This is a genomic window from Salmonella enterica subsp. enterica serovar Typhimurium str. LT2 (assembly GCF_000006945.2).
GTDB classification, from domain to species: Bacteria; Pseudomonadota; Gammaproteobacteria; order Enterobacterales; family Enterobacteriaceae; genus Salmonella; species Salmonella enterica.
In genome coordinates, this window is record NC_003197.2 from 656,192 (window position 1) to 682,390 (window position 26,199).

Genomic DNA, 26,199 nt, shown 5'->3' on the forward strand with positions numbered 1-26,199 from the left:
TCGCAGCCAACAAAGAGGCAGCTTGAAAGATGAAGTGTATATAAGCCTTTATCATTGGAGGATGATATGGATATGTCACTGGCCGAGGACGCTCAGGAGACAATGGCAACGCTTGCTCCCGATCGCTTTTTCTTCATGTCGCCGTATCGCAGTTTTACCACTTCCGGGTGCTTCGCCCGTTATACCGAGCCTGCGGTTGCCGGAGATTCGCCGGATAGCCCTTTCCAGCAGAAATTGCGCCAGCAGTTTGCCGAGGCCAAATCGCAGGGCATCGCCAACCCTATCCTGGTGGGGGCGATCCCCTTTGATACTCGTCAGCCGTCGTCGCTATTTATCCCGATGGCGTGGCAGTCCTTTTCCCGCCAGCAAAAGCAGCGCACGGCGCGTTATTTTACTGACCATCAGTCGCTGACGGTGACGGCGCGAAAGGCGATTCCGGAGCAGGATGCTTTTGAAGCGATGGTCGCACGCGCGGCTATGCTGACCGCCACGCCAGACGTCGATAAAGTGGTGCTTTCCCGGCTGATAGATATCACCACTGATGTGGCGGTGGATAGCGGAGCATTGCTGGAGCGGCTGGTTGCGCAGAATCCAGTTAGTTACAACTTCCATGTGCCACTGGCGGATGGCGGCGTTCTGCTGGGCGCCAGCCCCGAATTGCTGCTACGCAAAGAGGGCGAGCGGTTTAGTTCGCTGCCGTTAGCAGGCTCGGCACGTCGACAGCCGGATGACGTTCTGGATCGCGAGGCGGGAAACCGACTGCTGGCTTCACAAAAAGATCGGCATGAACATGAGCTGGTGACGCAGGCGATGAAGCAGATCCTGCGCGATCGCAGCACGGAACTGCAATTACCTTCCTCTCCGCAGTTGATCACCACGCCGACGCTATGGCATCTCGGTACGCCGTTTGAGGGCAAGGCCAACGCCGGAGAAAACGCGCTGACGCTGGCCTGTCTGCTGCATCCAACGCCTGCGTTAAGCGGTTTCCCTCATCAGGTCGCGAAAAAGCTGATTGCTGAACTGGAACCGTTCGATCGTGAACTGTTTGGCGGCATTGTCGGCTGGTGCGATGCCGAAGGAAACGGCGAGTGGGTAGTGACGATTCGTTGTGCGAAATTGCACGGTAATCAGGTGCGCCTGTTCGCTGGCGCCGGGATTGTCCCTGCCTCTTCGCCAGTCGGCGAGTGGCGGGAAACCGGCGTCAAGCTCTCTACGATGTTGAACGTTTTTGGACTGCATTAAGGAACGATGATGCGTATACCTTTCACCCGTTGGCCGGATGAATTTGCCCGCCGTTATCGTGAAAAAGGCTACTGGCAAGACGTGCCGTTGACCGATATTCTGACCCGCCACGCTGACAGCGACAAGACGGCGGTCATTGAAGGCGAGCGCGCATTCAGCTATCGCCAGCTCAACCAGGCCGCAGATAATCTGGCCTGCAGTTTACGCCGTCAGGGCATCAAACCTGGCGAAACCGCTCTGGTACAACTGGGGAATGTACCGGAACTGTATATCACCTTTTTCGCCCTGTTGAAGCTTGGCGTAGCGCCCGTTCTGGCGCTGTTTAGCCATCAACGTACCGAACTTAACGCCTATGCGATGCAGATCGCGCCGACGCTGGTGATTGCCGATCGCCAACATACGCTGTTCGCCGGGGAGGACTTTCTCAACACGTTTGTGGCTGAACACCGCTCTGTGCGGGTGGTGTTATTGCGCAACGACGACGGCGATCACAGCCTGGACGCGGCGATGCGGCAGGCGGCGGAAGATTTCACTGCCACGCCATCACCTGCTGACGAAGTGGCCTACTTTCAGCTTTCCGGCGGTACTACCGGCACGCCAAAGCTTATTCCCCGTACCCATAACGACTATTACTACAGCGTGCGCCGCAGCAATGAGATTTGCGGTTTCAACGAGGATACGCGTTTTCTGTGCGCGATTCCCGCCGCGCATAACTACGCCATGAGTTCGCCGGGCGCGCTGGGCGTCTTTCTTGCCAAAGGAACGGTAGTGCTGGCGACCGATCCCAGCGCCACGCTCTGTTTCCCGCTGATCGAAAAACACCAGATTAATGCCACAGCGCTGGTGCCGCCCGCGGTCAGTCTATGGCTACAGGCTATCCAGGAGTGGGGCGGCAATGCGCCGCTGGCGTCATTAAGGTTATTGCAGGTCGGCGGCGCGCGGCTTTCTGCGACGCTGGCCGCCCGTATTCCGGCTGAAATTGGCTGTCAGTTGCAGCAGGTCTTCGGTATGGCGGAAGGGTTAGTGAACTATACCCGGCTGGACGATAGTCCGGAACGGATTATCAATACCCAGGGAAGACCCATGTGTCCGGACGACGAAGTGTGGGTGGCGGATGCCGACGGGAATCCACTGCCGCCGGGCGAGATTGGTCGTCTGATGACGCGCGGCCCCTATACTTTTCGCGGCTATTTCAACAGTCCGCTACACAATGCCAGCGCCTTTGACGCCAACGGTTTTTACTGTTCCGGCGATCTGATCTCCATTGATCAAGACGGTTACATCACCGTTCACGGGCGTGAAAAAGATCAGATCAATCGGGGCGGCGAGAAGATAGCCGCCGAAGAGATAGAAAACCTGTTACTGCGCCACCCGGTGGTGATCCATGCGGCGCTGGTCAGCATGGAAGATGAACTGCTGGGAGAAAAAAGTTGCGCATATCTGGTGGTAAAAGAGCCGCTGCGAGCGGTACAGGTACGCCGTTTCCTGCGAGAGCAGGGCGTGGCGGAATTTAAATTACCGGATCGCGTGGAGTGCGTTGCGTCACTGCCGCTGACGCCGGTTGGTAAAGTCGATAAAAAACAATTACGCCAGCGGTTGGCGTCACGTTCACCGCTCTGAAGGAGAAAGAGAGATGGCAATCCCGAAACTACAGTCTTACGCGCTGCCCACCGCACTGGATATCCCGACCAACAAAGTGAACTGGGCATTTGAGCCGGAGCGCGCGGCGCTGCTCATCCACGATATGCAGGATTACTTTGTCAGCTTTTGGGGCCGCAACTGCCCAATGATGGACCAGGTGATTGCTAATATCGCCGCCCTGCGCCAGTACTGTAAGGAACATCATATCCCGGTCTATTACACCGCTCAGCCGAAAGAGCAAAGCGATGAAGATCGCGCGTTACTCAATGATATGTGGGGGCCGGGACTGACGCGCTCTCCGGAACAGCAGAAGGTGGTAGAAGCCTTAACGCCGGATGAGGCGGATACGGTGCTGGTGAAGTGGCGCTATAGCGCGTTTCACCGCTCGCCGCTGGAACAGATGTTAAAAGATACCGGACGTAATCAGCTCATCATTACCGGCGTGTATGCGCATATTGGCTGTATGACCACCGCTACCGATGCGTTTATGCGCGACATTAAGCCGTTTATGGTGGCGGATGCGCTGGCGGATTTCAGCCGGGAAGAGCATCTGATGGCGCTGAACTATGTGGCGGGGCGTTCCGGTCGCGTCGTCATGACCGAGTCGCTGCTGCCGACGCCGGTTCCTGCCAGTAAAGCGGCGCTGCGGGCGTTGATTCTGCCGTTGCTGGATGAGACCGACGAGCCGCTGGATGATGAAAACCTGATTGATTATGGCCTGGATTCAGTACGCATGATGGGGCTGGCAGCGCGCTGGCGTAAAGTACACGGCGATATCGACTTCGTGATGCTGGCGAAAAACCCGACCATTGACGCCTGGTGGGCGCTGCTTTCTCGCGGGGTAGAGTAATGACCGGCTTTGATTTTTCAGACAAAACGGTATGGGTGACCGGGGCGGGGAAAGGGATCGGTTACGCGACGGCGCTGGCGTTTGTCGACGCCGGGGCGCGGGTGATCGGCTTCGATCGCGAATTTACGCAAGAGAATTATCCCTTTGCTACCGAAGTCATGGATGTGGCGGATGCCGCACAGGTTGCGCAGGTGTGCCAGCGTGTGTTGCAAAAAACGACGCGGCTGGATGTGCTGGTCAACGCCGCCGGTATTTTGCGTATGGGAGCGACCGATGCGCTTAGCGTCGACGACTGGCAGCAGACGTTTGCGGTCAATGTGGGCGGGGCATTTAACCTGTTTTCTCAGACGATGGCGCAGTTTCGCCGTCAGCAGGGAGGGGCGATTGTCACCGTAGCCTCAGATGCGGCGCATACGCCGCGCATCGGTATGAGCGCCTACGGCGCCTCTAAAGCGGCGCTGAAAAGCTTGGCGCTAACCGTAGGGCTGGAGCTGGCGGGCTGCGGGGTGCGCTGTAATGTGGTGTCGCCTGGTTCGACTGACACCGATATGCAGCGCACGTTATGGGTGAGTGAAGATGCCGAACAGCAGCGTATTCGCGGTTTCGGCGAACAGTTTAAGCTCGGCATACCGCTCGGTAAAATCGCCCGTCCGCAGGAGATAGCCAATACCATTTTGTTTCTTGCCTCCGATCTGGCCAGCCACATTACCTTGCAGGATATCGTGGTGGACGGCGGTTCAACATTGGGAGCCTGACGATGATCTGGAAACGGCATTTAACGCTGGATGAATTGAACGCTACCAGTCAGAACACTCTGGTGGCGCATCTGGGCATTGTTTACACCCGTCTGGGCGATGACGTGCTGGAGGCGGAAATGCCCGTCGATGCCCGCACTCATCAACCGTTTGGTCTGCTACACGGCGGCGCATCGGCAGCGCTGGCGGAGACGTTGGGATCAATGGCGGGTTATCTGATGACCCGCGACGGGCAGTGCGTGGTCGGGACCGAGTTAAACGCCACTCACCACCGCGCCATCTCGCAGGGGAAAGTACGCGGCGTTTGCCTGCCGCTGCATCTGGGGCGGCAGAATCAAAGCTGGGAAATTACGCTCTTTGACGAGCAGGGGAGGCGCTGCTGCACCTGTCGCCTGGGAACGGCGGTAATGGGATAGTTCTGGCAAAGTAAAATGCAATTGCAGCATTAACGAAGAAAGGAAGTGATCTGGTTAACACTGTAATGTAAAAAATGGGTAACAATCCGGTTTTATCATGTTGTTGTGTTGTTAATTACGGTAAAGGTGTTATAGAAACAAAATGTAACATCTCTCTGGAACACCCAAACGGACAACAACTATGAATAAATCAGGGAAATACCTCGTCTGGACAGCGCTCTCAGTATTGGGTGCGTTTGCCCTGGGCTATATTGCGTTAAATCGTGGGGAACAGATCAACGCGCTATGGATCGTGGTGGCGTCGGTCTGTGTCTATCTTATTGCGTATCGTTTTTATGGGCTCTATATCGCCAAAAAAGTGCTGGCGGTTGACCCAACGCGTATGACGCCCGCGGTACGTCATAATGATGGTCTGGATTATGTCCCGACCGATAAAAAAGTGCTGTTCGGTCACCATTTTGCGGCCATTGCTGGCGCAGGTCCGCTGGTCGGGCCGGTACTGGCGGCGCAGATGGGCTATCTGCCGGGGATGATCTGGCTGCTGGCGGGCGTCGTGCTGGCGGGAGCGGTGCAGGACTTTATGGTGCTGTTCGTCTCGACCCGGCGCGATGGGCGTTCGCTTGGCGAGCTGGTTAAAGAGGAGATGGGCGCGACGGCAGGGGTGATCGCGCTGGTGGCCTGCTTTATGATCATGGTGATCATTCTGGCCGTCCTGGCGATGATCGTGGTGAAAGCGCTGACCCATAGCCCGTGGGGAACGTACACTGTCGCGTTCACTATTCCACTGGCGATTTTTATGGGCATCTACTTGCGTTATTTGCGTCCGGGGCGCATCGGCGAGGTGTCGGTCATTGGGCTGGTATTTCTTATTTTCGCTATTATTTCCGGCGGATGGGTGGCGGCAAGCCCAACCTGGGCGCCGTACTTTGATTTTACTGGCGTGCAGCTTACCTGGATGCTGGTGGGTTATGGTTTTGTCGCGGCGGTACTGCCGGTCTGGCTGCTGCTCGCGCCGCGTGATTACCTCTCTACCTTCCTGAAAATTGGTACGATTGTCGGTCTGGCGGTCGGGATTCTGATTATGCGTCCGACGCTGACTATGCCGGCGCTGACCAAATTTGTTGATGGTACCGGACCGGTCTGGACGGGCGACCTGTTCCCGTTCCTGTTTATTACCATCGCCTGCGGCGCGGTCTCCGGTTTCCATGCGCTCATCTCCTCCGGCACGACGCCGAAGATGTTGGCCAACGAAGGCCAGGCCTGCTTTATCGGCTACGGCGGGATGTTAATGGAATCTTTCGTCGCCATTATGGCGCTGGTCTCCGCCTGTATTATCGATCCGGGTGTTTACTTTGCGATGAATAGCCCGATGGCGGTACTGGCGCCAGCGGGGACAGCGGATGTCGTAGCTTCTGCCGCGCAGGTGGTCAGTAGTTGGGGTTTCGCTATCACGCCGGATACGTTACACCAGATTGCCAATGAAGTCGGCGAACAATCCATTATCTCCCGCGCAGGCGGAGCGCCAACGCTGGCGGTAGGGATGGCCTACATTTTACATGGCGCGTTGGGCGGCATGATGGATGTGGCGTTCTGGTATCACTTCGCCATTCTGTTTGAAGCGCTGTTTATTCTGACGGCGGTGGATGCGGGCACCCGTGCGGCGCGCTTTATGTTGCAGGATTTGTTGGGCGTAGTGTCGCCAGGGCTGAAACGTACCGATTCGTTGCCAGCGAACCTGCTTGCTACGGCATTGTGCGTGCTGGCGTGGGGGTATTTCCTCCATCAGGGCGTGGTCGATCCGTTGGGCGGTATTAACACCCTGTGGCCGCTGTTTGGCATCGCTAACCAGATGCTGGCGGGTATGGCGCTGATGCTTTGCGCCGTGGTACTGTTCAAAATGAAGCGTCAGCGTTATGCGTGGGTCGCGCTGGTGCCGACGGCCTGGCTGCTGATTTGTACGCTGACGGCGGGTTGGCAGAAAGCGTTTAGTCCGGATGCGAAAATCGGCTTCCTGGCCATTGCCAATAAGTTCCAGGCGATGATCGACAGCGGCAATATTCCGCCGCAATACACCGAATCGCAACTCGCGCAGTTGGTATTCAATAACCGTCTGGATGCCGGGCTAACCATCTTCTTTATGGTGGTGGTCGTGGTGCTGGCGGTCTTCTCTATTAAGACGGCGCTGGCCGCTCTGAAGATTGATAAACCGACGGCGAATGAAACGCCGTATGAGCCGATGCCGGAAAATGTGGATGAGATCGTGACGCAGGCGAAAGGCGCGCACTAATCTTTTTACATCAATAGCCCTCTCCAGAATAAGGAGAGGGCATTTGAATGACAGGTGACAACGATGTTCGATACGCTTTCGAAAGCCGGAAAATATCTGGGACAGGCCGCAAAAATGATGATTGGCGTGCCAGACTACGACAACTATGTTGAGCATATGCGCATAACGCATCCGGATCAGACGCCGATGACCTATGAAGAATTTTTCCGCGAGCGGCAGGATGCGCGCTATGGTGGAAAAGGCGGCGCGCGTTGCTGCTGAGGGTTGCCAGGCCTGATAAACGCAACGTCACCAGGCTATATTCTGAAAAATTCAACTTTTTCAAACGCCGCACGCAGGGTGTCTGGCGTTAACGTCACCGGTAAATAGTGGATGGATTCGACCGGGCGCAGGGTATGCGCGATGACCCTATCGATCTCGGCGGTGTTATGAATATCCACGTCCAGTTCGCTAAGCCGGGCCGGCAGATGAAATCGCCGGTACGCTGTAATCAATTGCGCCAGCACGTCATCTTGTCCCAGTAGCGCGCTTTGCACCAGAATGCCATAAGCCACTTTCGTTCCGTGCAGGAATTTTTCCGTTTGCGGCAGGACGGTCAGACCGTTGTGTACCGCATGGGCGGCGGCGACACGGGTATAGCGTTCCCCGAGGCCGCCGACCATACCGCCGCCAGCAATAATCGCATCCACCACGTCGCAAAATGCCTGGGTCAGCCGACGCTGCTGTTTATCCGCTAATGCTTGTTCGCTGCTGTCCAGCAGGAGATCGCGAATAGCGCACGCGCTGTTAATGCCCAGCCTTACGGTCAATGGCAATGTTTCAGGCTGCGGCGCAAGCACAACGGCTTCATACCATTTCGCCAGCGTATCGCCAATGCCAGCTAACAGATAGTCATCGGGCGCCTGCAGAATAATGCGCGGTTCGACCAGCACCAGAAAATTGGCATCATCAAAAATTTCGAACTGTAACGCCTGTCCCGCGTCGTTATACCAGACGGAAAGCGGTGTCCAGGCGGCGCAGGTTGCCGCGATTGTCGGGATAGCGACAAACGGCAGCGCCAGACGGCGGGCGAGCGCTTTGGCGGTATCGAGCAGCGCGCCGCCGCCGACGCCTATCACCACCTGACGATCGTCGTTGCAGGCGTGCGCCAGTTGGGCAACATGGCGTTCGCTACAATGGCCGGTAAACGGCAGATGCTTTGCGCCAGCACGTTCAAACGCTTCCGGCAGGTAAGGCCGGGCGGCGGCAATCGCGCGTTCGCCGTACACCCAAACGGCGTGGGAAAGCTGTTCCGGCGTGAAAAAGTCGGTCAGTCTTTCGAGGCTTCCTGCATGGGAAAAATAATTCGCCGGGCCGGTAACGACGCGGATCTCAGTGTGGTTCATGTTGTGTTGTCCTTAGGGTCTTCTCACCGTTGTTATTATATTTAGACATCTAAACGTCTTGATTGCCAAATACTAACACCCTGTGATAGTGTGTCAACAACCACATCACTGGCGGGTATGAAGATAATGAGAAATAACCCACTGATTCCAAAAAGCAAATTGCCAAATCTTGGTACCACGATTTTTACGCAAATGAGCGCGCTGGCGCAGAAACATCAGGCAATAAATTTATCGCAAGGCTTCCCTGATTTTGATGGTCCTCGTTATTTGCACGAGCGGTTGGCTTATCATGTCGCGCAGGGCGCGAATCAATATGCGCCGATGACGGGGGCGCAGGCGCTGCGGGAGGCCATTGCCGATAAAACGGCGGAAATATATGGTTATCGACCCGATGACGTCAGTGATATCACCGTCACAGCGGGCGCGACAGAAGCGCTGTATGCGGCGATTACCGCGCTGGTGCGGGCAGGGGATGAGGTTATCTGTTTCGATCCCAGTTACGACAGCTATGCCCCAGCCGTGGCGCTCTCCGGCGGCGTGTTAAAACGCATAGCGCTTACGCCGCCGCATTTTCGCGTCGACTGGCAGGCGTTTTCGGCGTTGCTTAGCGAGCGCACGCGACTGGTGATCCTCAATACGCCGCATAATCCCACCGCTACCGTCTGGCGTCAGGCGGATATCGAGGCGCTGTGGCAGGCTATCGGCGAGCGGGAAATTTATGTGTTAAGCGATGAAGTGTACGAACATATTTGTTTTGCCGCCGAAGGTCATGCCAGCGTATTGGCGCACCCTCAGTTACGAGAGCGGGCGGTTGCCGTTTCATCGTTTGGTAAAACCTTTCATATGACAGGATGGAAGATTGGTTACTGCGTTGCGCCTGCGGCCATTAGCGCCGAAATACGCAAAGTTCATCAGTACCTGACGTTTTGCGTCAATACGCCGGCGCAACTGGCGCTGGCGGATATGCTGCGCGCCGCGCCGGAACACTATCGCGCGTTACCCGATTTTTACCGGAAAAAACGCGATGTGCTGGTTAACGCGCTGGCGCAAAGCCGATTAAAAGTGCTGCCCTGTGAAGGTACCTATTTTCTGTTAATCGATTACAGCGCAGTGTCGACGCTAAATGACGTTGAGTTTTGTCAGTGGCTAACCGAAGAAGTCGGTGTCGCCGCTATTCCGCTCTCTGTCTTTTGCGCCGCCCCTTTCCCGCATCAGCTTATACGTTTATGTTTCGCTAAACAGGAATCAACGCTGCTGGCCGCCGCAGAGCGCCTGTGTAAACTGTAGTTATTTAACCGTCCACGCTCTGGAGAATCGACGGTCTGCAAAAAGCTCCTGCAGGCCGTTGATCTGTTTCAGGCGCAGGACTTCATCGGCGTCCATACCTAACTCCTGGCCGATTTTGCTCTCGTCCCAGCCTAGCAGAGAAAGTTCGCGCACGATTTCTGACATGGCGTGGATCTGGTGGCGCCCGCGCGCGCGGTTATGCCGAATGGTTGCCGCCATGCGTTCGTGACGTTCTCTGTCCAGACACGTTATCGGCAGGTAGCCTTTCAGACGCCTTTTCAGGGCCGCTTTTCCTTTGCCCAGCTCATGACGGTGAAAACCGTCTACAATCTCGTACTCCTCCGTATTGGCCTTTACCACCACGATCGGCTGAGTAAACCCATCTTGTTCAATCGATTTAAGCAGCAGTTTTTTCTCCGGCGGCGCAACGTTATTCGGGTTGTAGTCATTAGGTGAAATATGATCGTTTTTCACCCACAGGACACAATCGACAGGCTCATCGCGAAAAGGACTAACGCTATGTATCGCCATTCTAAATTCATTAATGGCGGCGATCCTCTCCTCTTCAGGCAGTTCAGAGAGAAAGTGAGTTATTTCGGTTGTGAGTCGGTGTTGCATAAGATCCCCCATTCCTGGCGTTTAGCTTTCATACGTTCGTTATAACGCTGGTAATTCTTAGGTTTTGTCGGACTGAATGACAGCGCCCGGCACCAGTAATCATTGTTCAGTAATACTTTGCAGATCCGTCGCCACGACGGAATATCGCGCGATCCGATATCGCCATGCTGCGTTTGTGGAATGGTGTGCATGCCTTTTTTCTTATACCACTGCAAATAAACGGCGATTTTATTACGGTAATGTTCGGCAGTGACTTCAGGCATACTGTGTAGCAGGAGCAGCGCGTACTCTTCCCAGTTAAGGTGATCGGGTTTTAAAATTTTCCGGTGGCCGTAAAAATGGCTGTCTTGTCCGGCGTATATTCCTCCGCTGAGTGCGCCGCTGACTCTGGCGCACATGGCCGCCCAGCGCTCAGGTTCGATAACATGATACAGCCATAACCCCTGTCGTTGTTCCGGGCCGAACGGTTCGCAAATACGCATGTAACGGGGCGGTACTCCAGCCTGATACATCAAATTATACAAAGGGTTACATGGTTTACCTGTTTTGGCGAACCAGGTCCAGATATCTGCGGTTTTCCAGTCATAGATGGGATAGATATACCAGGTGTGCCCCTTAGGGGCTAACGTGGTCCAGGGCTTATCGTCGGCAAAGCGCAGCTTATGCGAGTTAGCGATAGCGGCAAATCGGTTATAGGATTCGTCGGAACGAATACCGACCAGCATAGCGGCAGGACGTTTTTCTGAAAACCAGTCGGCAAAATCGCGAACGAACTGTTCAAAGGTCATGCCGTGTTGATAAAAGGAAAAAAAGGCCGGATCGGTAATCGCATCTTCTGGCGGTTGTCGTACCCAGTCGGTACCCGGCTGCCAACACTGCCACTCCGGCTGGTATTGTGAAAGGGAATTTTGTGTGGTTAAGGGTAATGCGACCCAATAAAAACGCTCAATAACGTCCGCGTAGTATTCACGTAACGATTCAATATAGGTGATGGTACAGGAGAATTGCGCTTCCCAGTCAATGAAGAGAACATGGATCTTTTTATTCATTTTGCGCGCCAACGTTGCCGTCAGGTGCAACATAAGTCCTGAATCTTTACCACCAGAAAATGAGACGCAGACCCGGGGTAAGGTTTCCAGGGTCCACATTATACGCTCTTGAGCCGCTTCCAGAACATTTTGCTCGAGCGGAACTTTATAAACCGACATCTCTGGATAGTCTCCGATGTGTTAACTACAGTATATTCGAAATAATTAACATAAAGGATAAGCAGATTAGATGAACTTGCAATGCTTTATTATATTTGTAAAATAAATATATTCCATAAACATATACATTAAATTTATATTAATATCCGTTATCTGACCTTCTTATTAATGTTTTTTTGTGATGTGCTCAATGAGCTCAGCAAATCCGCTATTATTCAGCGAAGCCCTATTATACATAAGATAGAATTGTATGGGAGCAATGGTAAAAGGTATGGTGACTTTTTTAAGTTTGATAGAGGAAGAGTAATAGTCAAAAAATGTTTGTGGTAAAAAACCAATAAGCTCCGTGGAGCTGATAGAGTTGGCGATGGTCATCAGCGATTTGCTTCTGAAACCAATTATTCTTTCCCCCAGCACATCATCCATAAGTGAATGATATTCTTTCATACCGGTTGCCCGGGAGACGAGTTGCGTAAATGACTCTTGTAGAATTTCGTCGATAGTGGCGGTGTCGCCTAGTCGGGGATGGTTTTCACTGCAAACCAGGATGCATTCTAGCCTATTAAAGTGAGTACAAACAATAGAACGATTATTCAGTGGGGCCATTGAAACCACAATATCTGCTTTGCGGTAGGCAAGCAGATCTTCAGGCAGTTCGTCAGTGGTCAAAATGTCGTGATGTTCAATTTCAACCTGTGGATCTTTGCGGATATATTTAACTAATTTCATCACATATTGGGTGATCAACAGCTGTGGGCTGTAGATAATAAATTTTTTCTTCAGGCTGGACTGATTCATTATATTAATAGTTTGTTCCAGGCTGTTAAGATTATTTTCTAAATGATAATGTAAATTAATGCCTGTTACGGTAGGCGTAATTCCTTTGCCTGAACGAATAAATAGAGGGTCGTTGAATTGCGTGCGCAGGCGTTGCAATGACTGGCTTACGGCAGAAGGTGTAATATAGAGTGTTTCTGCTGCTTTGCTAATGCTTAAATGTTGATAGATACATTCAAATATAACCAACAGGTTAAGATCAAATTTTTTAAGGTCGTAAAGGTTAGCCATAGTATGTTCCCGGCATTATCATGGTATCTTCCATGATTATGACTTAATCTCAATAATTTACCAGAGTTATGTTTATTAAACTTAATGTAGAGTTTATTTAAACTAAAATACCACAGTTATGAATATTTTAGCGAGTAAATAATTACAGTAAAGGCGGACATAACGTACACTTTTATAACCACGCCGTTAGTCTAAAAAGGCTGTGTCGGATGACATGCTGGTCTGGCGTCGCGTTAATGCCAGTCAGAGGTTGGCCCGACAAACGTAGCGCTATCGGGCGTGGTACGGTTAAGCTCCAGCTTTGCTAATTTCTGCGTTAAGGCTGCCCCATCATGGCGTCCAGTTGCGCTTTTTCCGGTAAACCCACAACCTGTTGCAAAATCTTATCTTTATTCATGTAATAAATTGCTGGCGTCGCGTTAGCGCCAAGATCGTCCATTAGCTGCTGATTCTGATTAATGACTTTCATCTGCGCCGGGGGGATGGACGCCGGAACTTCCAGCTTCATCTTTCCTGCGGAGGCTTCATAGTCATGCCAGGTTTTCGCCGGGTCTTTCGCGGCTAAAATCGCTGCGGCTGTGGCCGGGCTTTCCGGTTTAATCACGCCGACCAGTAATGTGCGTAATTGTACCTTGCCGGATTCGACCCACGGACGAGCTTGTTGCCAAAACTGCTTACAATAGGGGCAGAAAGGGTCGGCGAAGACATACAGCACCACCGGCGCGTCTTTTTTACCGTCGAGTATCCATGACGCTTTTTCCATTTTCTGCCACATTTCACGTCCGGCCGGTGCATAGATCTCTTTTTCTATCAGGGCGTTGCTAAGATTTTCGCCTTTTTCATTATACATATAGCCGGAAATCGCGTGTTTACCGTCCGGCGTCAGGTAAATCGTGACGCCCATATCCTGATACTTTCCGAGATAGCCCTTCATGCCCCCCGGCGCCTCGAAGGATTTCAGGATAGTTATACCCTGTTTTTCAATGGCTTTAACCGGCGCAGGCAGTTCTTCCGCGTGGGCGAGAATGGGCAGCATAGCAAGCAGCAATGTACGTTTAATCATATTTTTTCCTTTTAATATCAAAGCGAAAAGAGTATTAATGATGATGCCTATCACAGACATAGGTAAGAGCTGGCGTGCCAGGATTGCCCTTTCTGTGCTGGGGTGATGTAATCCTTTTCGCTGTTACAGCCTTTGTTAAGGTAATGTAGAGCGCAACACTTAGCCAGCATATACGCTATGGATTTCGAGTTGCAGACAATACGTCTGTAATTTGCAAGACGAGTCGTACTGGCTCTGAAGTTACCTACGGGTAGTTCAGGTAATGGGGCCGCCTGTCAGGCGGCCTTTTTACTTTAGATGGCTGACAGGGCGCAGTGTTCACAATGTCGCCCGAATCGGGTTGTTAGTTAACGCTTATTGATTTGATAATGGAAACGCATTAGCCGAATCAGCAAAATTTCGTTAACTTACTCCTCAACGAAAACACGGAGGAAGTATAGATGTCCTTAATTAACACCAAAATCAAACCTTTCAAAAACCAGGCGTTCAAAAACGGTGAATTCATTGAAGTCACCGAGAAAGATACCGAAGGCCGCTGGAGCGTCTTCTTCTTCTACCCGGCCGATTTTACCTTTGTTTGCCCGACTGAACTGGGTGACGTTGCCGACCATTACGAAGAACTGCAGAAGCTGGGCGTAGACGTTTATTCCGTCTCAACCGATACTCACTTCACGCACAAAGCATGGCACAGCAGCTCTGAAACTATCGCAAAAATCAAATATGCGATGATCGGCGACCCGACTGGCGCCCTGACCCGTAACTTCGACAACATGCGTGAAGATGAAGGTCTGGCAGACCGTGCGACCTTTGTTGTTGACCCGCAGGGTATCATCCAGGCGATCGAAGTTACCGCTGAAGGTATCGGCCGTGACGCGTCTGACCTGCTGCGTAAAATTAAAGCAGCACAGTACGTTGCCGCTCACCCAGGCGAAGTATGCCCGGCGAAATGGAAAGAAGGCGAAGCGACTCTGGCTCCATCCTTAGACCTGGTCGGTAAAATCTAAATTTCCGTCGTCTTTCACGCCATAGCTGCGTTGGCGTCGCCTGCTCACCCCGGTCACTTACTTCAGTAAGCTCCCGGGGATTCTCAGGCTAGCCGCCTTACTCTGACGTGAAATACTTTGGAAATTGTTTCAGTCATGGGCGCACCCGCGCCCATTTCATTTCAGCACCATGACGCAAGTTGCATTAATGCAGTCCCGCGAAGTCGGCTTGCATGATGATGTTTTCAGAGAGGGAAGAAGAATGCTCGACACAAATATGAAAACCCAGCTCAGGGCTTACCTTGAGAAACTGACCAAACCTGTTGAGCTGATTGCCACGCTGGATGACAGCGCTAAATCGGCGGAAATCAAGGAACTGCTGGCTGAAATCGCCGAGCTGTCCGACAAAGTCACGTTTAAAGAAGACAATACTCTGCCGGTGCGCAAGCCGTCTTTCCTGATTACGAATCCAGGTTCTCAGCAAGGGCCGCGCTTTGCCGGTTCTCCGCTGGGCCACGAATTTACCTCGCTGGTTTTGGCGCTGCTGTGGACCGGCGGTCATCCGTCAAAAGAAGCGCAGTCGCTGCTGGAGCAGATTCGCGATATTGACGGCGATTTTGAATTCGAAACTTATTATTCACTCTCCTGCCATAACTGCCCGGACGTAGTGCAGGCGCTGAACCTGATGGCGGTGCTGAACCCGCGTATTAAACATACGGCAATTGATGGCGGCACCTTCCAGAACGAAATCACCGAACGTAACGTGATGGGCGTTCCGGCGGTATTTGTTAACGGTAAAGAGTTCGGCCAGGGACGTATGACTCTGACCGAGATTGTCGCTAAAGTGGATACTGGCGCAGAAAAACGCGCGGCGGAAGCGCTGAACAAACGCGATGCGTATGACGTACTGATTGTCGGCTCCGGCCCGGCGGGCGCGGCGGCGGCGGTCTACTCGGCGCGCAAAGGCATCCGTACCGGTCTGATGGGCGAGCGCTTCGGCGGTCAGGTGCTGGATACCGTGGATATCGAAAACTATATCTCGGTGCCGAAAACCGAAGGCCAGAAACTGGCGGGCGCGCTGAAAGCGCATGTCAGCGATTACGACGTTGACGTTATCGACAGCCAGAGCGCAAGTAAACTGGTTCCGGCCGCAACAGAAGGCGGCTTGCATCAGATTGAAACGGCGTCCGGCGCAGTATTGAAAGCGCGTAGTATCATCATCGCCACCGGCGCGAAATGGCGCAATATGAATGTGCCGGGCGAGGATCAGTATCGCACCAAAGGCGTCACCTATTGTCCGCACTGCGACGGTCCGTTATTTAAAGGGAAGCGTGTGGCGGTCATCGGCGGCGGCAACTCTGGCGTTGAAGCGGCTATCGATCTGGCAGGTATTGTAGAACATGTTACGTTGCTGGAGTTCGCGCCGGAGATGAAGGCGGATCAGGTGCTACAGGACAAAGTGCGTAGTCTGAAAAATGTCGATATCATTTTGAATGCGCAAACGACAGAAGTGAAGGGCGACGGTTCGAAAGTGGTGGGACTGGAGTATCGTGACCGTGTCAGCGGCGATATTCATAGCGTCGCGCTGGCAGGGATTTTTGTGCAGATTGGTCTGTTGCCGAATACCCACTGGCTGGAAGGCGCGCTTGAGCGTAACCGCATGGGCGAGATCATTATTGACGCCAAATGTGAAACCAGCGTTAAGGGCGTCTTCGCCGCAGGCGATTGCACCACCGTTCCTTACAAACAGATTATCATCGCCACGGGCGAAGGGGCGAAAGCCTCGTTGAGCGCCTTTGATTATCTGATTCGCACCAAAATCGCATAAAAAGAAGTAAGCACACCTGCAAGGCCAGTTAACTGGCCATCGTAAATGGCCCGATAGTGTAAGCTATTCGGGCCTGCGGTGTTTATGCCTGGGGAACGCACCGGGTAAAACACCTTCTTCATTATCAATACTCTGAAACCGTCTGTTAATAACAGACGGTTTTTTATTTCAACGGTATTCTGTTTTTAAACTTTGAAACAATAAAAAAGCCTTCTACGGATTTAACTGGAATTTTTCTGTTTTTTTATCAAAGAAAGATTAAGCGCTTCCGTTAACATGCCCATTCTTTTTTCTTGATTTATATTGCATTTGTATGTGAGGTTATTTATTCATGGATTCAATCTATGAATCACTGACGGAATTAGAAAAAACAGGGCTTACATTGCGTGATTTTTTTAATTCTCATGATAGTCGTTCACTGAAATCTGCCTACGTGAGATTAAATCCCACTGCTGCGGTAAACCTTACCGATCGGGCGTGGCTGGAGGCGGAGTATGACTTTAATGCGCTATTCGTCGGTCCTGGCAAGCTGCTGGCTGCGCCTTTCGCTTCAGTGTATCTGGAAGATGATGCGCTGGTGATGGGAAAGGCGACGCTGGAGATACGGGATTTTATGGCAGCGTTGGGATTATCGGTTAATCAGGAGAGCAATATCCCTGACGATCATATTTCCTGCGTGCTGGAATTGACCACACTATTACTGGCTAATACCCGGCAAACGTCACCATACCGCTCTACTCTCACTCAATATATCAATAACTATTTAACAAAGTGGGTGCCATTATATATCGAAAAAATAAAAACTCATGCACAAACGACCACGTTATATACGGTGGCGGACATCTTATTTTATTGGCTTGCTGAATTAAAACGAGAATATCAATATGAGTAATGAGACGGGACATCTGAACAGACGTTCTTTTTTAAAGGGGATAGTGGCACTGGGCGCCGTTGCGGCTTTACCCGGAGGATTACTGACCTCCCGATGCGCGCTTGCGCAGCCGCCTGTTCCCTTTAACCCTAAAACGTACAAAATTTATCGTAACGCGTGTCCGCGTAACTGCTATGACACCTGTAGCCTCAAGACATGGGTAAAGGACGGGGTCATTACTTTCGTGGAAGGTGCGCCGGAATCAACATTTACTCACGGTACCCCTTGCGTCAAAGGGTTAAGCTATCCGCGCCGGGTTTATAGCCCCGATCGTATTAAATATCCCATGACGCAGGACGTTCGCGGTAGCGGCAACTGGCGTCGCATCTCATGGGAAGAGGCGATGCAGCGCATTGCCGCCAAAATGCTGGAGATTAAGAAAAAAGACGGTTCTATGCTCGGTCTGGCGCTGACCAAATATTCCGGTAAGTTTGGCGTGCTGAACTATGCCGTTGAAGGGATGATGTCCTCGCTTGGCTATACCACCCGTTTTGCCGGTACGCCGTGCTGGCCTGCCGGTATCGACGCGCAAAACTACGACATGGGCGACATGTGGTGTAACGACCCGGAAGATATGGTGAAAGCGAAATACATCATTATCTGGGGCGCCAACCCGGCCTGGTGCTCAATGCACAGCATGAAGTACATCTATCAGGCGCGCGAGAAAGGGGCGAAGGTCGTGGTTATCGACCCGCTGCTGTCGCAGACTGCTGCCAAAGCCGATCTCTACCTGCGCGTACGGCCTGGCTCAGACGGTGCGCTGGCGCTGGGAATGGCGCGTCATCTGGTGGATAAAGGCCTGGTGGATCAGGATTTTGTTAACAACGATGCTCACGGCTATCCGGAATTTGAAGCCTATCTGCGTAACCATGTAACCGTGGAGTGGGCGGCAGAAATCTGCGGCCTGTCTGCGGATGTCATTCGCCAGCTGGCGGAAGAGTTTACGGCGGTTAAGCCGGCCACGGTCTGGATTGGTTACGGGATGCAGCGTCATGTCAACGGCGGCGCCAACGTTCGCGCTATCGATGCCTTTGTCGCTATGTCCGGCAACATCGGTGTCGAAGGCGGCGGCGCGCGTTATGGCCATCTGCATACCTGGGGCTTTAACTATAACGCCATGCTGCAGAAGCCGCCGGTGGGCGCTATTGGCATACCGGGAGCGGCGGGCACCACCAGTGAATTCGGGGCTGCCGCTGGCAGCGACGCCGTGCAGTACTCCGATCGCTCTCTGAATATCAACCAGACGGCGCAGGGGATTCTGGAGGCCAACGATCCGCCGGTTCGTATGCTGTGGGTCGCCTGTAAAAACCCGTTTGCCCAGGATTTCGATCGCAGCAAGATGAAAAAAGCGTTTGAAAAACTGGAAATGGTGGTCTGCGCCGATCAGTTCTTCAACGAAACGGTGCAACACGCTGATATCGTGCTGCCCGTTACCACCGCGTTTGAAGAGTGGAACGTGGATGCTTCTTACTGGCACTACTGGCTTTCCATTAATCAGCCGGCGATTAAGCCGATGTATGAAGCAAAATGCGACCTTGAAATCGCTACCATGCTGTCGCGCACCATTAATAAGATGGCGCCGGGTTCCTGTACCTTCCCGCAAGAGTTCGATCACAAGCGTTGGCTGGATCAGGAGTTCAACGACGGTATGGCGAAAATGTTCGGCATCTCTTCCTGGGACGATCTGCTGGACGGGCCGAAAAAAGCGATTCTGCCAAGTTCAGCCGCCTGGTACGATCGCAAGTTCAAAACGCCGTCAGGCAAGTATGAATTTAAATCTGAACTGGCGGAGAAAAACGGCCACACCGCGCTGCCGGAATACAAACCGGAAGCCGAGAGCAAACTGCCGTTCCATCTGTTTACGCCGCACGTGCAGTTTGGCCTGCACTCGCAGTTTATCAACCTGGACTGGATGCAGGTGTTCTACCCGGAACCGTTCGTTTATATCCATCCTTCTTCCGCGAAGAAAAAGGGCATCAGCGAGAACGATCTGGTCAAAGTTTTCAATGGCACCGGTGAAGTTGAGCTGCGGGCAAAAGTCACCACCAACGTGCCGGAAGATTTTCTGGTGATGTATGAAGCGTGGTTCCCGAAACGGCAGTACAACGTGCAAAACGTCGTGGCCGATACGCCTGCTGATATGGGGCTGATGAAAACTGGCGCGCCGGGCGCCGCTATCCACAGTCAGTTTGCTGACGTTGTATTGATCGGTAAAGGGGAATCCGTAGCATGAGACGTGCGTTTTTAGTGAATAGCGATAAGTGCATCGGCTGCCGCGGCTGTGCTATGGCGTGTAAAAGCTTTAACCAACTGGAGCCGGATCGCTTCTGGCGCTACGTTTATCCGTTGGATAAAGACATCTATCCACATGAAGAGCGGGCGTTTTACTCGCTGGCCTGTAACCACTGCGAACATCCGGCCTGCGTCGCCGCCTGTCCGGTCGAAGCCTATACCAAACGTGAAGATGGCGTGGTGGTGCATAACCCTGAGCGCTGCATCGGCTGTAAAAACTGTATTCGTAACTGTCCTTATGGCGCGCCGCGTTTTAATGAAGAGACGCGTAAAGCGGAAAAATGCAGTATGTGCTACGAGCGTCTTGATATCGGTATGAATCCGGCGTGCGTAAACGCCTGTCCGGTGGGCGCCTTGTCGATTATCGATTTGGATGCCGATCCTGTGCCCGATAATGCGGTGCAGTATCCGCCAGGGTTCCCGCATATGCCACAGCTTAATCCAGGAACGCGCTTTATTCTGGCGCGCCAGCCTAAGCAGCCGGAGGACAAGTAATGGAAAAATATGAACTGCCGCTGGTGTTTTTTACGGTATTAAGCCAGATGTCTGTCGGGATGGCTTTGGTACTGACATGGCGTACGCTGCGTGGTGAAGTGGAAGGCCAGCGTTTCTATTGGTTGGCCACCGGGCTGGTGCTGGCATTGGCGTCTATTGCCGCGATTCTGCATCTGGCGCATCCCGATCGCGCTTATGATGCGCTGATTAACCTGCGACATGCCTGGTTAAGTCGGGAAATCCTGGGCGCCACGTTGTTTGGCGCAGCGGTCGGCGTAACGTTCCTGGCAAAGGGACATAAAGCGATGGCTCTTATCGCCTCCGTGTTCGGCGTGTTACTGGTGGCGGTGCAGGGGATGACCTACGCCGCGCCAGCGATGGTGGCTATCGCTAATGGATTTACCATGCTGTTATTTTTTATTACGGTATGGGTCATGGGTTGCGCGGCGATTCCGCTGTTAAAACTCAGGCCTGCCGTTCCTGCGTTACGCCAGGGGATTGTGGTGTGTATCGCGGTACTTATCGCGGCGCCGCTGGTGTGGTTAAGCGGGGGAACGGTAATGCAGATGACGGCGCGTTCATGGCTGGCTTCACCGTTTTATCTGGCAAGCCTGGTCTGCCTTGCGCTCGCTTTTGTCGCCAGCCGTCACGGTGATTCGCGCCCGAAACGCCTGTTCGTCTTGTTATTCGTCGGCGTATTTCTGAGTCGGCTGGTCTTTTTTGGCGACACGGTGAGTACTATTGTGAATATCGGGCATTTGTACTAACGATGATGCAGTAAAAAGCCCTGCCAGGCGTGACCTGGCAGGGCGTGTAAGTTTTTAGCCACCAGAGTTAACGCACAACCAATACGGGCAGCGTCGCATGGCGCACCACGCTTGAGGCGTTAGACCCCAACAGGTGTGTCGTGATGGACGGATTACGCGAACCGATTACCACGACATCCGCATCCAGTTCTTCGCCCATCTCATTGACGACATCGCGCACGCTACCAAAGCGAACATGCGTTTTAATTCGTGAAGGATCGATACTGAAGTGTCCCACCATCGTTTGCAGACGCGTTTCCGCCTCATGCTGTAAATGTTCTTCAAAGCGACGCACGTCGGCGGCAAAGCGGTGCAGACTCATGCTCGCGGACCCAGGCAGTACATGCAACAGATGAATGACGCCATCCTGTTGCGCCAGAAACTCAGCGTGGCGAATGGCTTTATCGCTAAGTTCCATTTCAAAAACATCAACCGGCATAATGATTGTCTTATACATACCCGTTACTCCCTGTTAATCAATACTGAATTTATTCAAGCATATAATAATGTTTCTTTCTGCTATTTGTCTGGCAATTTTAAATATTACGGCAACCTGATGTTAAAAAAGTTGTGTATTTTCCAGGAAAAATCCTAAAGCCGCCTGTTTTGCCGGCAGTCTCTCCGGGATAGCTACCCTTTTATAGTCGAACGTGACATTCACCGTTACCCCGGAGGCTGCATGAAAGCATTGACGTATCACGGTCCACATCACGTAAAGGTTGAAAACGTACCCGATCCCGGCATTGAGCAGCCTGACGATATCATTTTGCGTGTTACCGCCACCGCGATTTGCGGATCTGATTTGCATCTCTATCGCGGCAAGATCCCACAGGTAAAACATGGTGATATTTTCGGCCATGAATTTATGGGCGAGGTGGTGGAAACCGGACATGATGTGAAGAATATTCGGAAAGGGGATCGGGTCGTTATCCCGTTTGTCATTGCCTGTGGTGACTGTTTTTTCTGTCGGCTACAGCAATATTCAGCGTGTGAAAACACTAACGACGGACACGGCGCGGCGATGAATAAAAAACAGATCCCGCCACCGGCGGCGCTGTTTGGGTATAGCCATCTGTATGGCGGCGTTCCCGGCGGACAGGCCGAATATGTTCGCGTGCCAAAAGGTAATGTCGGTCCATTTAAGGTGCCGCCGCTGTTATCTGACGATAAAGCGCTGTTTCTTTCTGATATTTTGCCTACCGCCTGGCAGGCGGCAAAAAATGCCCAGATTCAGCAAGGTTTCAGCGTGGCGGTTTTTGGCGCAGGGCCGGTAGGATTACTGACTATCGCCTGTGCGCGACTGCTGGGCGCGGAGCAGATCTTCGTCGTTGATCACCACGCCTGGCGCCTGCGTTTCGCCGAAGAACGTTACGGCGCGATACCGATCAACTTCGATGATGAGAACGATCCGGCGGAAAAAATCATCGAGCAGACGGCAGGACACCGCGGCGTGGACGCGGTAATTGATGCCGTAGGCTTTGAAGCGAAAGGCAGCTTGACGGAGACGGTGCTGACGAACCTTAAACTGGAAGGCAGCAGCGGCAAAGCGCTGCGACAATGTATCGCGGCGGTCAGACGCGGCGGCGTGGTCAGCGTGCCCGGCGTGTATGCCGGTTTTATTCACGGCTTTTTATTCGGCGACGCCTTTGATAAGGGGCTAACTTTTAAAATGGGTCAAACCCATGTTCACGCGTGGCTGGGGGAATTATTACCGCTTATTGAAAAAGGGTTGCTGAAGCCGGAGGAGATTGTCACGCACTATATGCCGTTTGAAGAGGCGGCGCGCGGCTACGAAATTTTCGAAAAACGCGAAGAAGAGTGCCGGAAGGTTATCCTGGTGCCGGGAGCGACGTCGGCACAAGCGGCGCAGAAACAGGCGACGGGAGTAGTCAACCCGATGCCAGGCGGCGTTGTCTGAAGCAGGCAGAAATGAAAGGGCTAACGGAAAGAGGATGCGCAGGCATCCTCTGTGTAAACGCATTAACGCTTATGCAGATGATTTAACGCAGGAAGTCGCCCGCGGCTTCAGGCTGATATTCGAGTTCCAGCACTTCGAGATGGGTGGAGGCGCCGCCCGGCAGTTCCCAGTGAATGGTGTCGCCGACGCGCAGTCCCAGCAACGCCGCGCCGACGGGCGCCATTACCGAAAGCTGGGTACTGCTGTCCGTCATATTGGCGGGGTACACCAGCGTCCGCACGCGTGTTTCACCATCGCTCAAATTGCGGAATTTAACGCGGCTGTTCATGGTGACGACATCGTTCGGCATCTCTTGTGGCGAACACATTTGCGCGCGATCCAGTTCGGCGTTGAGCGCGTCGGCAATCGGCAGATCCGCATACGCAGGCTGTTCCAGAAGACGATCAATACGTTCGGCGTCAAGGTCGTTAATGATAATAGTGGGTCTGGACATTTCTTACTCCATGTCATCGATACTGCGAGTAGTGCAGGTAAATGGTCCCAAAAGAAAACCCTCACCGTCTGGCGGCGAGGGTTTAACTCTCATGATGATACTGAGACTTACCCCGTCTTTGAAGTGATTTAGTTCACATTCGGGTAAATCCTCAAACGTCATAGCCCTGAGTGAATTTTAGTCTACATTCGGGCGTGTTCTCAAATGTGGCTACGGTTTTAAACCTCTGCTTCGTCAATAACCGGCTTTATCGATAATAAACTGTTTCCCGCAGTTGCCGGGATGCGGCTGCGGCAGGAATGAGGCAGAGGAGAGCGGGGCGTTAATCATCGACGCCTTTAATGAAAACTGAATCTCTGTTAAATAGGCGGGATTGCCATGGCAGTTTACTTTAACGGCTTTGACATTATCCTGGCCCCACATTTGTGCGACGACGCTATCAAACTCAGCGCGGCTAACGGTTTTGCCGTAATTATCCGTCAGAAACTGCCCCAGTGCGCTGTCTTTTATCGCCTTATCCAGCCGTATCATGGTGCCGAAATAGGCATTGGGATCAAACCCGAAACAGGCGCCATGTTTGGCATATTCGTAGCGCTCCAGACAGGAATTCCCCCCCGCGCCGGGCATCACTTCCTTAAGCGCTGCCGCGATGTCAGGCGAAAGTCCGGGGGCGGAGGCTGAGCATTTCCGGCTGGCCTTGACTTCAGGCAGATTCGGGATTGGCCGCGTCGCACAACCAAAGCGCTGCCAGCGTCTCTGGTCAACACCGCGTGCGGCGATAGATTTGGGTAATCCTGGCCACAGGCCGTGGACGGTCAGAAAGTCTGCTTTGTTGGCTGGCTCTTTTTGCAGACGGCACTCATCGGGCTCCCGATGGCGGCGTTCATGCTGGCTTTGACAAAAACCGGTTTGCCAGGAAAGCGCCAGCACATAGTCAGTGAAATCACCGTACTGTTGCGCCTGAAGTTCGTCGGCGTTGGCGGCAAAAATCGGGGTTAAGAGGGCAGCCAGCAGCGGACTGTAATGCCATATTGTGTTCATGATGAATTCGATAATTTATACACATTATGAATGTTACCCATTTAATCATAAAAAATGCCGCTCAGGTGAACCTGAACGGCATCATTTTTAACCTGCGTTGGCGTAATGTTTAATTCCACATTGCCAAAATCGGCCAGCCCACCAGCAACAGCATCGCGATATAGATAACGCCAAAGATTGCGCCAAGCCGCCAGTAGTCTCTGGATTTCACGTAACCGCAGCCGTAGATAATCACACCAGGGCCGGTGGCATACGGCGTCAGACAGCCCATGATACCGATAGACAGCACCAGCAGAATACACAGTTGTTCCATCGGAACGCCCGGAATGCCTTTACCCACCGCCAGAATGACCGGCAGCATGGTCGCGGTGTGAGCGGAAAGACTGGCGAACAGATAGTGCGCGAAATAGAACACCAGTACCAGTACAATCACGGTTGCATCCGGAGAGAAACCTTCCAGATGCGTACTCATGGTATTGGCGAACCAGTCAATAAAGCCGGAGCGGGTTAAGCCATTGGCCATGACCACCAGCGTAGCGAGGTTCACCAGGGTGTTCCAGGCGCTGTTGTAGCGCGTAATATCTTTCCACGGCACAACATGCAACGCCAGCATCAGCGAGACGGCCAGCAGACCCACGGCAGTGGCGTTGATGATTTTTCCACCAAAAACCCACAATCCTAAGCTAAGCAGCACCAGGCCAATCAGCGTCCACTCTTTGCGGGACAGACGCCCCATGTTTTTTAACTCGCCGCCAGCCCAGGCCGCGACTTCCGCACTGTGGGTCACTTCAGGTTTATAAAGTACATAGGAGAGCCACGGCGCAACGATCAGTAAAATAATCCCTACCGGCAGAAAGCTGAGAAACCACTGCAGCCAGCTAATCTGGACGCCAGCGATCTTGCTGACGAACTCCAGACCTAATACGTTCGGGGCCGCGCCAGTGACAAACATCGAAGAGCTCAGGCTGGTACTGATCACCATCATCCACATCAAATAACCGCCGATGCGGCGTGCGGAAGGATCGTTTGGAAACGATTTAAACAGCGGCGGCAGGTTCTTGATGACCGGGAAGACAGTCCCGCCGGTACGAGCCGTATTGGAGGGAGTAAACGGCGCCAGCAAAATATCGATAATGACAATCGCATAGCCGAGCGTCAGCGTGCGTTTACCCATGAATTTTACCAAAAACAGCGCAATGCGGCGCCCCAGCCCGGTCACTTCGTAGCCCAGCGCGAAAATAAACGCGCCGAAAACCAGCCAGACCGTGGTGCTGGAGAAACCGGCAAGCCCCCATTTCAGCGCCTGTTTACTGGCTTTAAACGCCGGATCGGCCAGTTCTGAAGCGTCAAATAGCAGGTAATTGCTGCCGATAACGCAAATGGTTACGGCGATAAAACTGATCGCTGTCGCCGGGATCGGCTCCAGGATCATACCGACAATCATCGCGACGAAAACCGCAAAATAGTGCCAGGCCTGCGGCGGCATACCATCTGGAACAGGAATTAACAACATGACGCCCATCACCACTAATGGGGCCAACAACTTCCATATATTATCTTTGGATAAAGACATAAATGACTCTCCGGAAAGG

The 26,199-nt window shown here is 52.9% G+C and carries 24 protein-coding genes and 28 other annotated features; of the genes, 15 read left to right on the forward strand and 9 right to left on the reverse strand.

From position 1 onward, the window contains the following. Window positions 1-20: 20 nt before the first annotated feature. Window positions 21-29 (forward strand) — a -35 signal (putative -35_signal for entC; RegulonDB:STMLTH004688). From entC to ybdD, 7 genes are all read left to right on the forward strand, one after another. Beyond that, window positions 21-1,242, forward strand: a protein-coding gene (entC, locus tag STM0595; RefSeq protein NP_459587.1) for an isochorismate synthetase, enterochelin biosynthesis. Within the gene, window positions 67-1,242 belong to an annotated coding region; the region does not span the whole gene. It overlaps the preceding feature by 9 nt. Next, window positions 48-56 (forward strand) — a -10 signal (putative -10_signal for entC; RegulonDB:STMLTH004688). Its footprint overlaps the gene before it by 9 nt. Beyond that, window positions 58-63 (forward strand) — a ribosome-binding site (putative RBS for entC; RegulonDB:STMS1H000922). Then, window positions 1,241-1,246 (forward strand) — a ribosome-binding site (putative RBS for entE; RegulonDB:STMS1H000923). After that, window positions 1,241-2,862 (forward strand): 2,3-dihydroxybenzoate-AMP ligase gene (entE, locus tag STM0596; RefSeq protein ID NP_459588.1). Within the gene, window positions 1,252-2,862 belong to an annotated coding region; the region does not span the whole gene. It overlaps the preceding feature by 6 nt. The genes entC and entE overlap by 2 nt, the downstream gene beginning before the upstream one ends. Further along, window positions 2,862-2,867: a ribosome-binding site (putative RBS for entB; RegulonDB:STMS1H000924), on the forward strand. (Overlaps the previous gene by 1 nt.) Then, window positions 2,862-3,733, forward strand: a protein-coding gene (gene entB / locus STM0597) for a 2,3-dihydro-2,3-dihydroxybenzoate synthetase, isochorismatase (RefSeq protein ID NP_459589.1). Within the gene, window positions 2,876-3,733 belong to an annotated coding region; the region does not span the whole gene. Its footprint overlaps the feature before it by 6 nt. The genes entE and entB overlap by 1 nt, the downstream gene beginning before the upstream one ends. Further along, window positions 3,720-3,725, forward strand: a ribosome-binding site (putative RBS for entA; RegulonDB:STMS1H000925). Its footprint overlaps the gene before it by 6 nt. Next, the gene (entA, locus tag STM0598; protein NP_459590.1) for a 2,3-dihydro-2,3-dihydroxybenzoate dehydrogenase occupies window positions 3,720-4,488 on the forward strand. Within the gene, window positions 3,733-4,488 belong to an annotated coding region; the region does not span the whole gene. The genes entB and entA overlap by 14 nt, the downstream gene beginning before the upstream one ends. After that, window positions 4,477-4,482: a ribosome-binding site (putative RBS for ybdB; RegulonDB:STMS1H000926), on the forward strand. Its footprint overlaps the gene before it by 6 nt. Then, window positions 4,477-4,904, forward strand: a protein-coding gene (gene ybdB / locus STM0599; RefSeq protein NP_459591.1) for a putative protein PaaI, possibly involved in aromatic compounds catabolism. Within the gene, window positions 4,491-4,904 belong to an annotated coding region; the region does not span the whole gene. The genes entA and ybdB overlap by 12 nt, the downstream gene beginning before the upstream one ends. A gap of 168 nt (window positions 4,905-5,072) precedes the next feature. Continuing rightward, window positions 5,073-5,078: a ribosome-binding site (putative RBS for cstA; RegulonDB:STMS1H000927), on the forward strand. Then, window positions 5,073-7,191, forward strand: a protein-coding gene (gene cstA / locus STM0600) for a carbon starvation protein (RefSeq protein NP_459592.1). Within the gene, window positions 5,086-7,191 belong to an annotated coding region; the region does not span the whole gene. (Overlaps the previous feature by 6 nt.) A gap of 56 nt (window positions 7,192-7,247) precedes the next feature. After that, window positions 7,248-7,253, forward strand: a ribosome-binding site (putative RBS for ybdD; RegulonDB:STMS1H000928). Then, window positions 7,248-7,452, forward strand: a protein-coding gene (gene ybdD / locus STM0601) for a putative cytoplasmic protein (protein NP_459593.1). Within the gene, window positions 7,255-7,452 belong to an annotated coding region; the region does not span the whole gene. It overlaps the preceding feature by 6 nt. Before the next feature lie 35 nt (window positions 7,453-7,487). Here ybdD and ybdH read toward each other — a convergent pair. Beyond that, the gene (gene ybdH / locus STM0602; RefSeq protein ID NP_459594.1) for a putative glycerol dehydrogenase occupies window positions 7,488-8,590 on the reverse strand. Within the gene, window positions 7,488-8,576 belong to an annotated coding region; the region does not span the whole gene. Then, window positions 8,585-8,590 (reverse strand) — a ribosome-binding site (putative RBS for ybdH; RegulonDB:STMS1H000929). It overlaps the preceding gene by 6 nt. Before the next feature lie 94 nt (window positions 8,591-8,684). Next, window positions 8,685-8,690, forward strand: a ribosome-binding site (putative RBS for ybdL; RegulonDB:STMS1H000930). Between ybdH and ybdL the strand changes: the two genes are divergently transcribed. Next, the gene (gene ybdL / locus STM0603; RefSeq protein NP_459595.1) for a putative aminotransferase occupies window positions 8,685-9,863 on the forward strand. Within the gene, window positions 8,703-9,863 belong to an annotated coding region; the region does not span the whole gene. It overlaps the preceding feature by 6 nt. On the opposite strand, the gene ybdM is transcribed toward ybdL, so the two are convergent. The 4 genes from ybdM to dsbG form a co-directional block, all read right to left on the reverse strand. Then, window positions 9,864-10,498 (reverse strand): putative transcriptional regulator gene (ybdM, locus tag STM0604; RefSeq protein NP_459596.1). Within the gene, window positions 9,864-10,481 belong to an annotated coding region; the region does not span the whole gene. Further along, window positions 10,454-11,706 (reverse strand): putative 3'-phosphoadenosine 5'-phosphosulfate sulfotransferase (PAPS reductase)/FAD synthetase gene (gene ybdN / locus STM0605; RefSeq protein ID NP_459597.1). Within the gene, window positions 10,454-11,689 belong to an annotated coding region; the region does not span the whole gene. Before ybdN ends, ybdM begins: the two co-directional genes overlap by 45 nt. Then, window positions 10,493-10,498, reverse strand: a ribosome-binding site (putative RBS for ybdM; RegulonDB:STMS1H000931). Its footprint overlaps the gene before it by 6 nt. Then, window positions 11,701-11,706, reverse strand: a ribosome-binding site (putative RBS for ybdN; RegulonDB:STMS1H000932). Its footprint lies within the gene ybdN. Before the next feature lie 148 nt (window positions 11,707-11,854). Then, window positions 11,855-12,770, reverse strand: a protein-coding gene (ybdO, locus tag STM0606; protein NP_459598.1) for a putative LysR family transcriptional regulator. Within the gene, window positions 11,855-12,757 belong to an annotated coding region; the region does not span the whole gene. Then, window positions 12,765-12,770: a ribosome-binding site (putative RBS for ybdO; RegulonDB:STMS1H000933), on the reverse strand. (Overlaps the previous gene by 6 nt.) A 303-nt stretch (window positions 12,771-13,073) precedes the next feature. Beyond that, window positions 13,074-13,831 (reverse strand): periplasmic disulfide isomerase, thiol-disulfide oxidase gene (gene dsbG / locus STM0607; RefSeq protein NP_459599.1). Within the gene, window positions 13,074-13,820 belong to an annotated coding region; the region does not span the whole gene. Further along, window positions 13,826-13,831, reverse strand: a ribosome-binding site (putative RBS for dsbG; RegulonDB:STMS1H000934). It overlaps the preceding gene by 6 nt. 326 nt (window positions 13,832-14,157) lie before the next feature. After that, window positions 14,158-14,204 (forward strand) — a protein binding site (putative binding site for OxyR, RegulonDB: STMS1H000335). Then, window positions 14,159-14,167 (forward strand) — a -35 signal (putative -35_signal for ahpC; RegulonDB:STMLTH004689). It overlaps the preceding feature by 9 nt. On the opposite strand from dsbG, the gene ahpC reads away from it, so the two are divergent. The 6 genes from ahpC to STM0613 all read left to right on the forward strand — a co-directional run bounded on the left by ahpC (window position 14,159) and on the right by STM0613 (window position 21,116). Next, window positions 14,159-14,824, forward strand: a protein-coding gene (gene ahpC, locus STM0608; protein NP_459600.1) for an alkyl hydroperoxide reductase, C22 subunit. Within the gene, window positions 14,261-14,824 belong to an annotated coding region; the region does not span the whole gene. (Overlaps the previous feature by 9 nt.) Beyond that, window positions 14,183-14,191: a -10 signal (putative -10_signal for ahpC; RegulonDB:STMLTH004689), on the forward strand. Its footprint overlaps the gene before it by 9 nt. After that, window positions 14,249-14,254, forward strand: a ribosome-binding site (putative RBS for ahpC; RegulonDB:STMS1H000935). Window positions 14,825-15,053: 229 nt before the next feature. Beyond that, window positions 15,054-15,059: a ribosome-binding site (putative RBS for ahpF; RegulonDB:STMS1H000936), on the forward strand. Further along, the gene (gene ahpF / locus STM0609) for an alkyl hydroperoxide reductase, F52a subunit (RefSeq protein ID NP_459601.1) occupies window positions 15,054-16,631 on the forward strand. Within the gene, window positions 15,066-16,631 belong to an annotated coding region; the region does not span the whole gene. It overlaps the preceding feature by 6 nt. Window positions 16,632-16,956: 325 nt before the next feature. Continuing rightward, window positions 16,957-16,962 (forward strand) — a ribosome-binding site (putative RBS for STM0610; RegulonDB:STMS1H000937). Then, window positions 16,957-17,523, forward strand: a protein-coding gene (locus STM0610; protein NP_459602.1) for a putative component of anaerobic dehydrogenases. Within the gene, window positions 16,963-17,523 belong to an annotated coding region; the region does not span the whole gene. It overlaps the preceding feature by 6 nt. Then, window positions 17,504-17,509 (forward strand) — a ribosome-binding site (putative RBS for STM0611; RegulonDB:STMS1H000938). Its footprint overlaps the gene before it by 6 nt. Then, the gene (locus STM0611) for a putative oxidoreductase protein (protein NP_459603.1) occupies window positions 17,504-19,795 on the forward strand. Within the gene, window positions 17,516-19,795 belong to an annotated coding region; the region does not span the whole gene. Before STM0610 ends, STM0611 begins: the two co-directional genes overlap by 20 nt. Beyond that, window positions 19,786-19,791: a ribosome-binding site (putative RBS for STM0612; RegulonDB:STMS1H000939), on the forward strand. Its footprint overlaps the gene before it by 6 nt. Next, the gene (locus STM0612) for a putative hydrogenase protein (protein ID NP_459604.1) occupies window positions 19,786-20,349 on the forward strand. Within the gene, window positions 19,792-20,349 belong to an annotated coding region; the region does not span the whole gene. Before STM0611 ends, STM0612 begins: the two co-directional genes overlap by 10 nt. Next, window positions 20,342-20,347: a ribosome-binding site (putative RBS for STM0613; RegulonDB:STMS1H000940), on the forward strand. Its footprint overlaps the gene before it by 6 nt. After that, the gene (locus STM0613) for a putative hydrogenase protein (RefSeq protein ID NP_459605.1) occupies window positions 20,342-21,116 on the forward strand. Within the gene, window positions 20,349-21,116 belong to an annotated coding region; the region does not span the whole gene. Before STM0612 ends, STM0613 begins: the two co-directional genes overlap by 8 nt. 67 nt (window positions 21,117-21,183) lie before the next feature. Here the strand turns inward: STM0613 and ybdQ are convergent. Then, window positions 21,184-21,627 (reverse strand): putative universal stress protein UspA and related nucleotide-binding protein gene (gene ybdQ / locus STM0614; RefSeq protein ID NP_459606.1). Within the gene, window positions 21,184-21,612 belong to an annotated coding region; the region does not span the whole gene. Next, window positions 21,622-21,627 (reverse strand) — a ribosome-binding site (putative RBS for ybdQ; RegulonDB:STMS1H000941). Its footprint overlaps the gene before it by 6 nt. A 196-nt stretch (window positions 21,628-21,823) precedes the next feature. After that, window positions 21,824-21,829: a ribosome-binding site (putative RBS for ybdR; RegulonDB:STMS1H000942), on the forward strand. Here ybdQ and ybdR point away from each other — a divergent pair. Continuing rightward, window positions 21,824-23,073, forward strand: a protein-coding gene (ybdR, locus tag STM0615; RefSeq protein ID NP_459607.1) for a putative dehydrogenase. Within the gene, window positions 21,835-23,073 belong to an annotated coding region; the region does not span the whole gene. (Overlaps the previous feature by 6 nt.) A gap of 82 nt (window positions 23,074-23,155) precedes the next feature. Here ybdR and rnk read toward each other — a convergent pair. From rnk to citT, 3 genes are all read right to left on the reverse strand, one after another. Further along, window positions 23,156-23,578, reverse strand: a protein-coding gene (rnk, locus tag STM0616) for a regulator of nucleoside diphosphate kinase (protein NP_459608.1). Within the gene, window positions 23,156-23,566 belong to an annotated coding region; the region does not span the whole gene. Further along, window positions 23,573-23,578, reverse strand: a ribosome-binding site (putative RBS for rnk; RegulonDB:STMS1H000943). (Overlaps the previous gene by 6 nt.) A gap of 222 nt (window positions 23,579-23,800) precedes the next feature. Continuing rightward, window positions 23,801-24,607 carry an RNase I gene (gene rna / locus STM0617; RefSeq protein NP_459609.1) on the reverse strand — a complete coding sequence of 269 codons (807 nt, stop codon included), beginning with the start codon at window positions 24,605-24,607 and terminating at the stop codon, window positions 23,801-23,803. Between the two features lie 109 nt (window positions 24,608-24,716). Continuing rightward, window positions 24,717-26,194, reverse strand: a protein-coding gene (gene citT, locus STM0618; protein NP_459610.1) for a DASS family, citrate:succinate transport (antiport) protein. Within the gene, window positions 24,717-26,180 belong to an annotated coding region; the region does not span the whole gene. After that, window positions 26,189-26,194: a ribosome-binding site (putative RBS for citT; RegulonDB:STMS1H000944), on the reverse strand. It overlaps the preceding gene by 6 nt. Window positions 26,195-26,199: the final 5 nt, after the last annotated feature.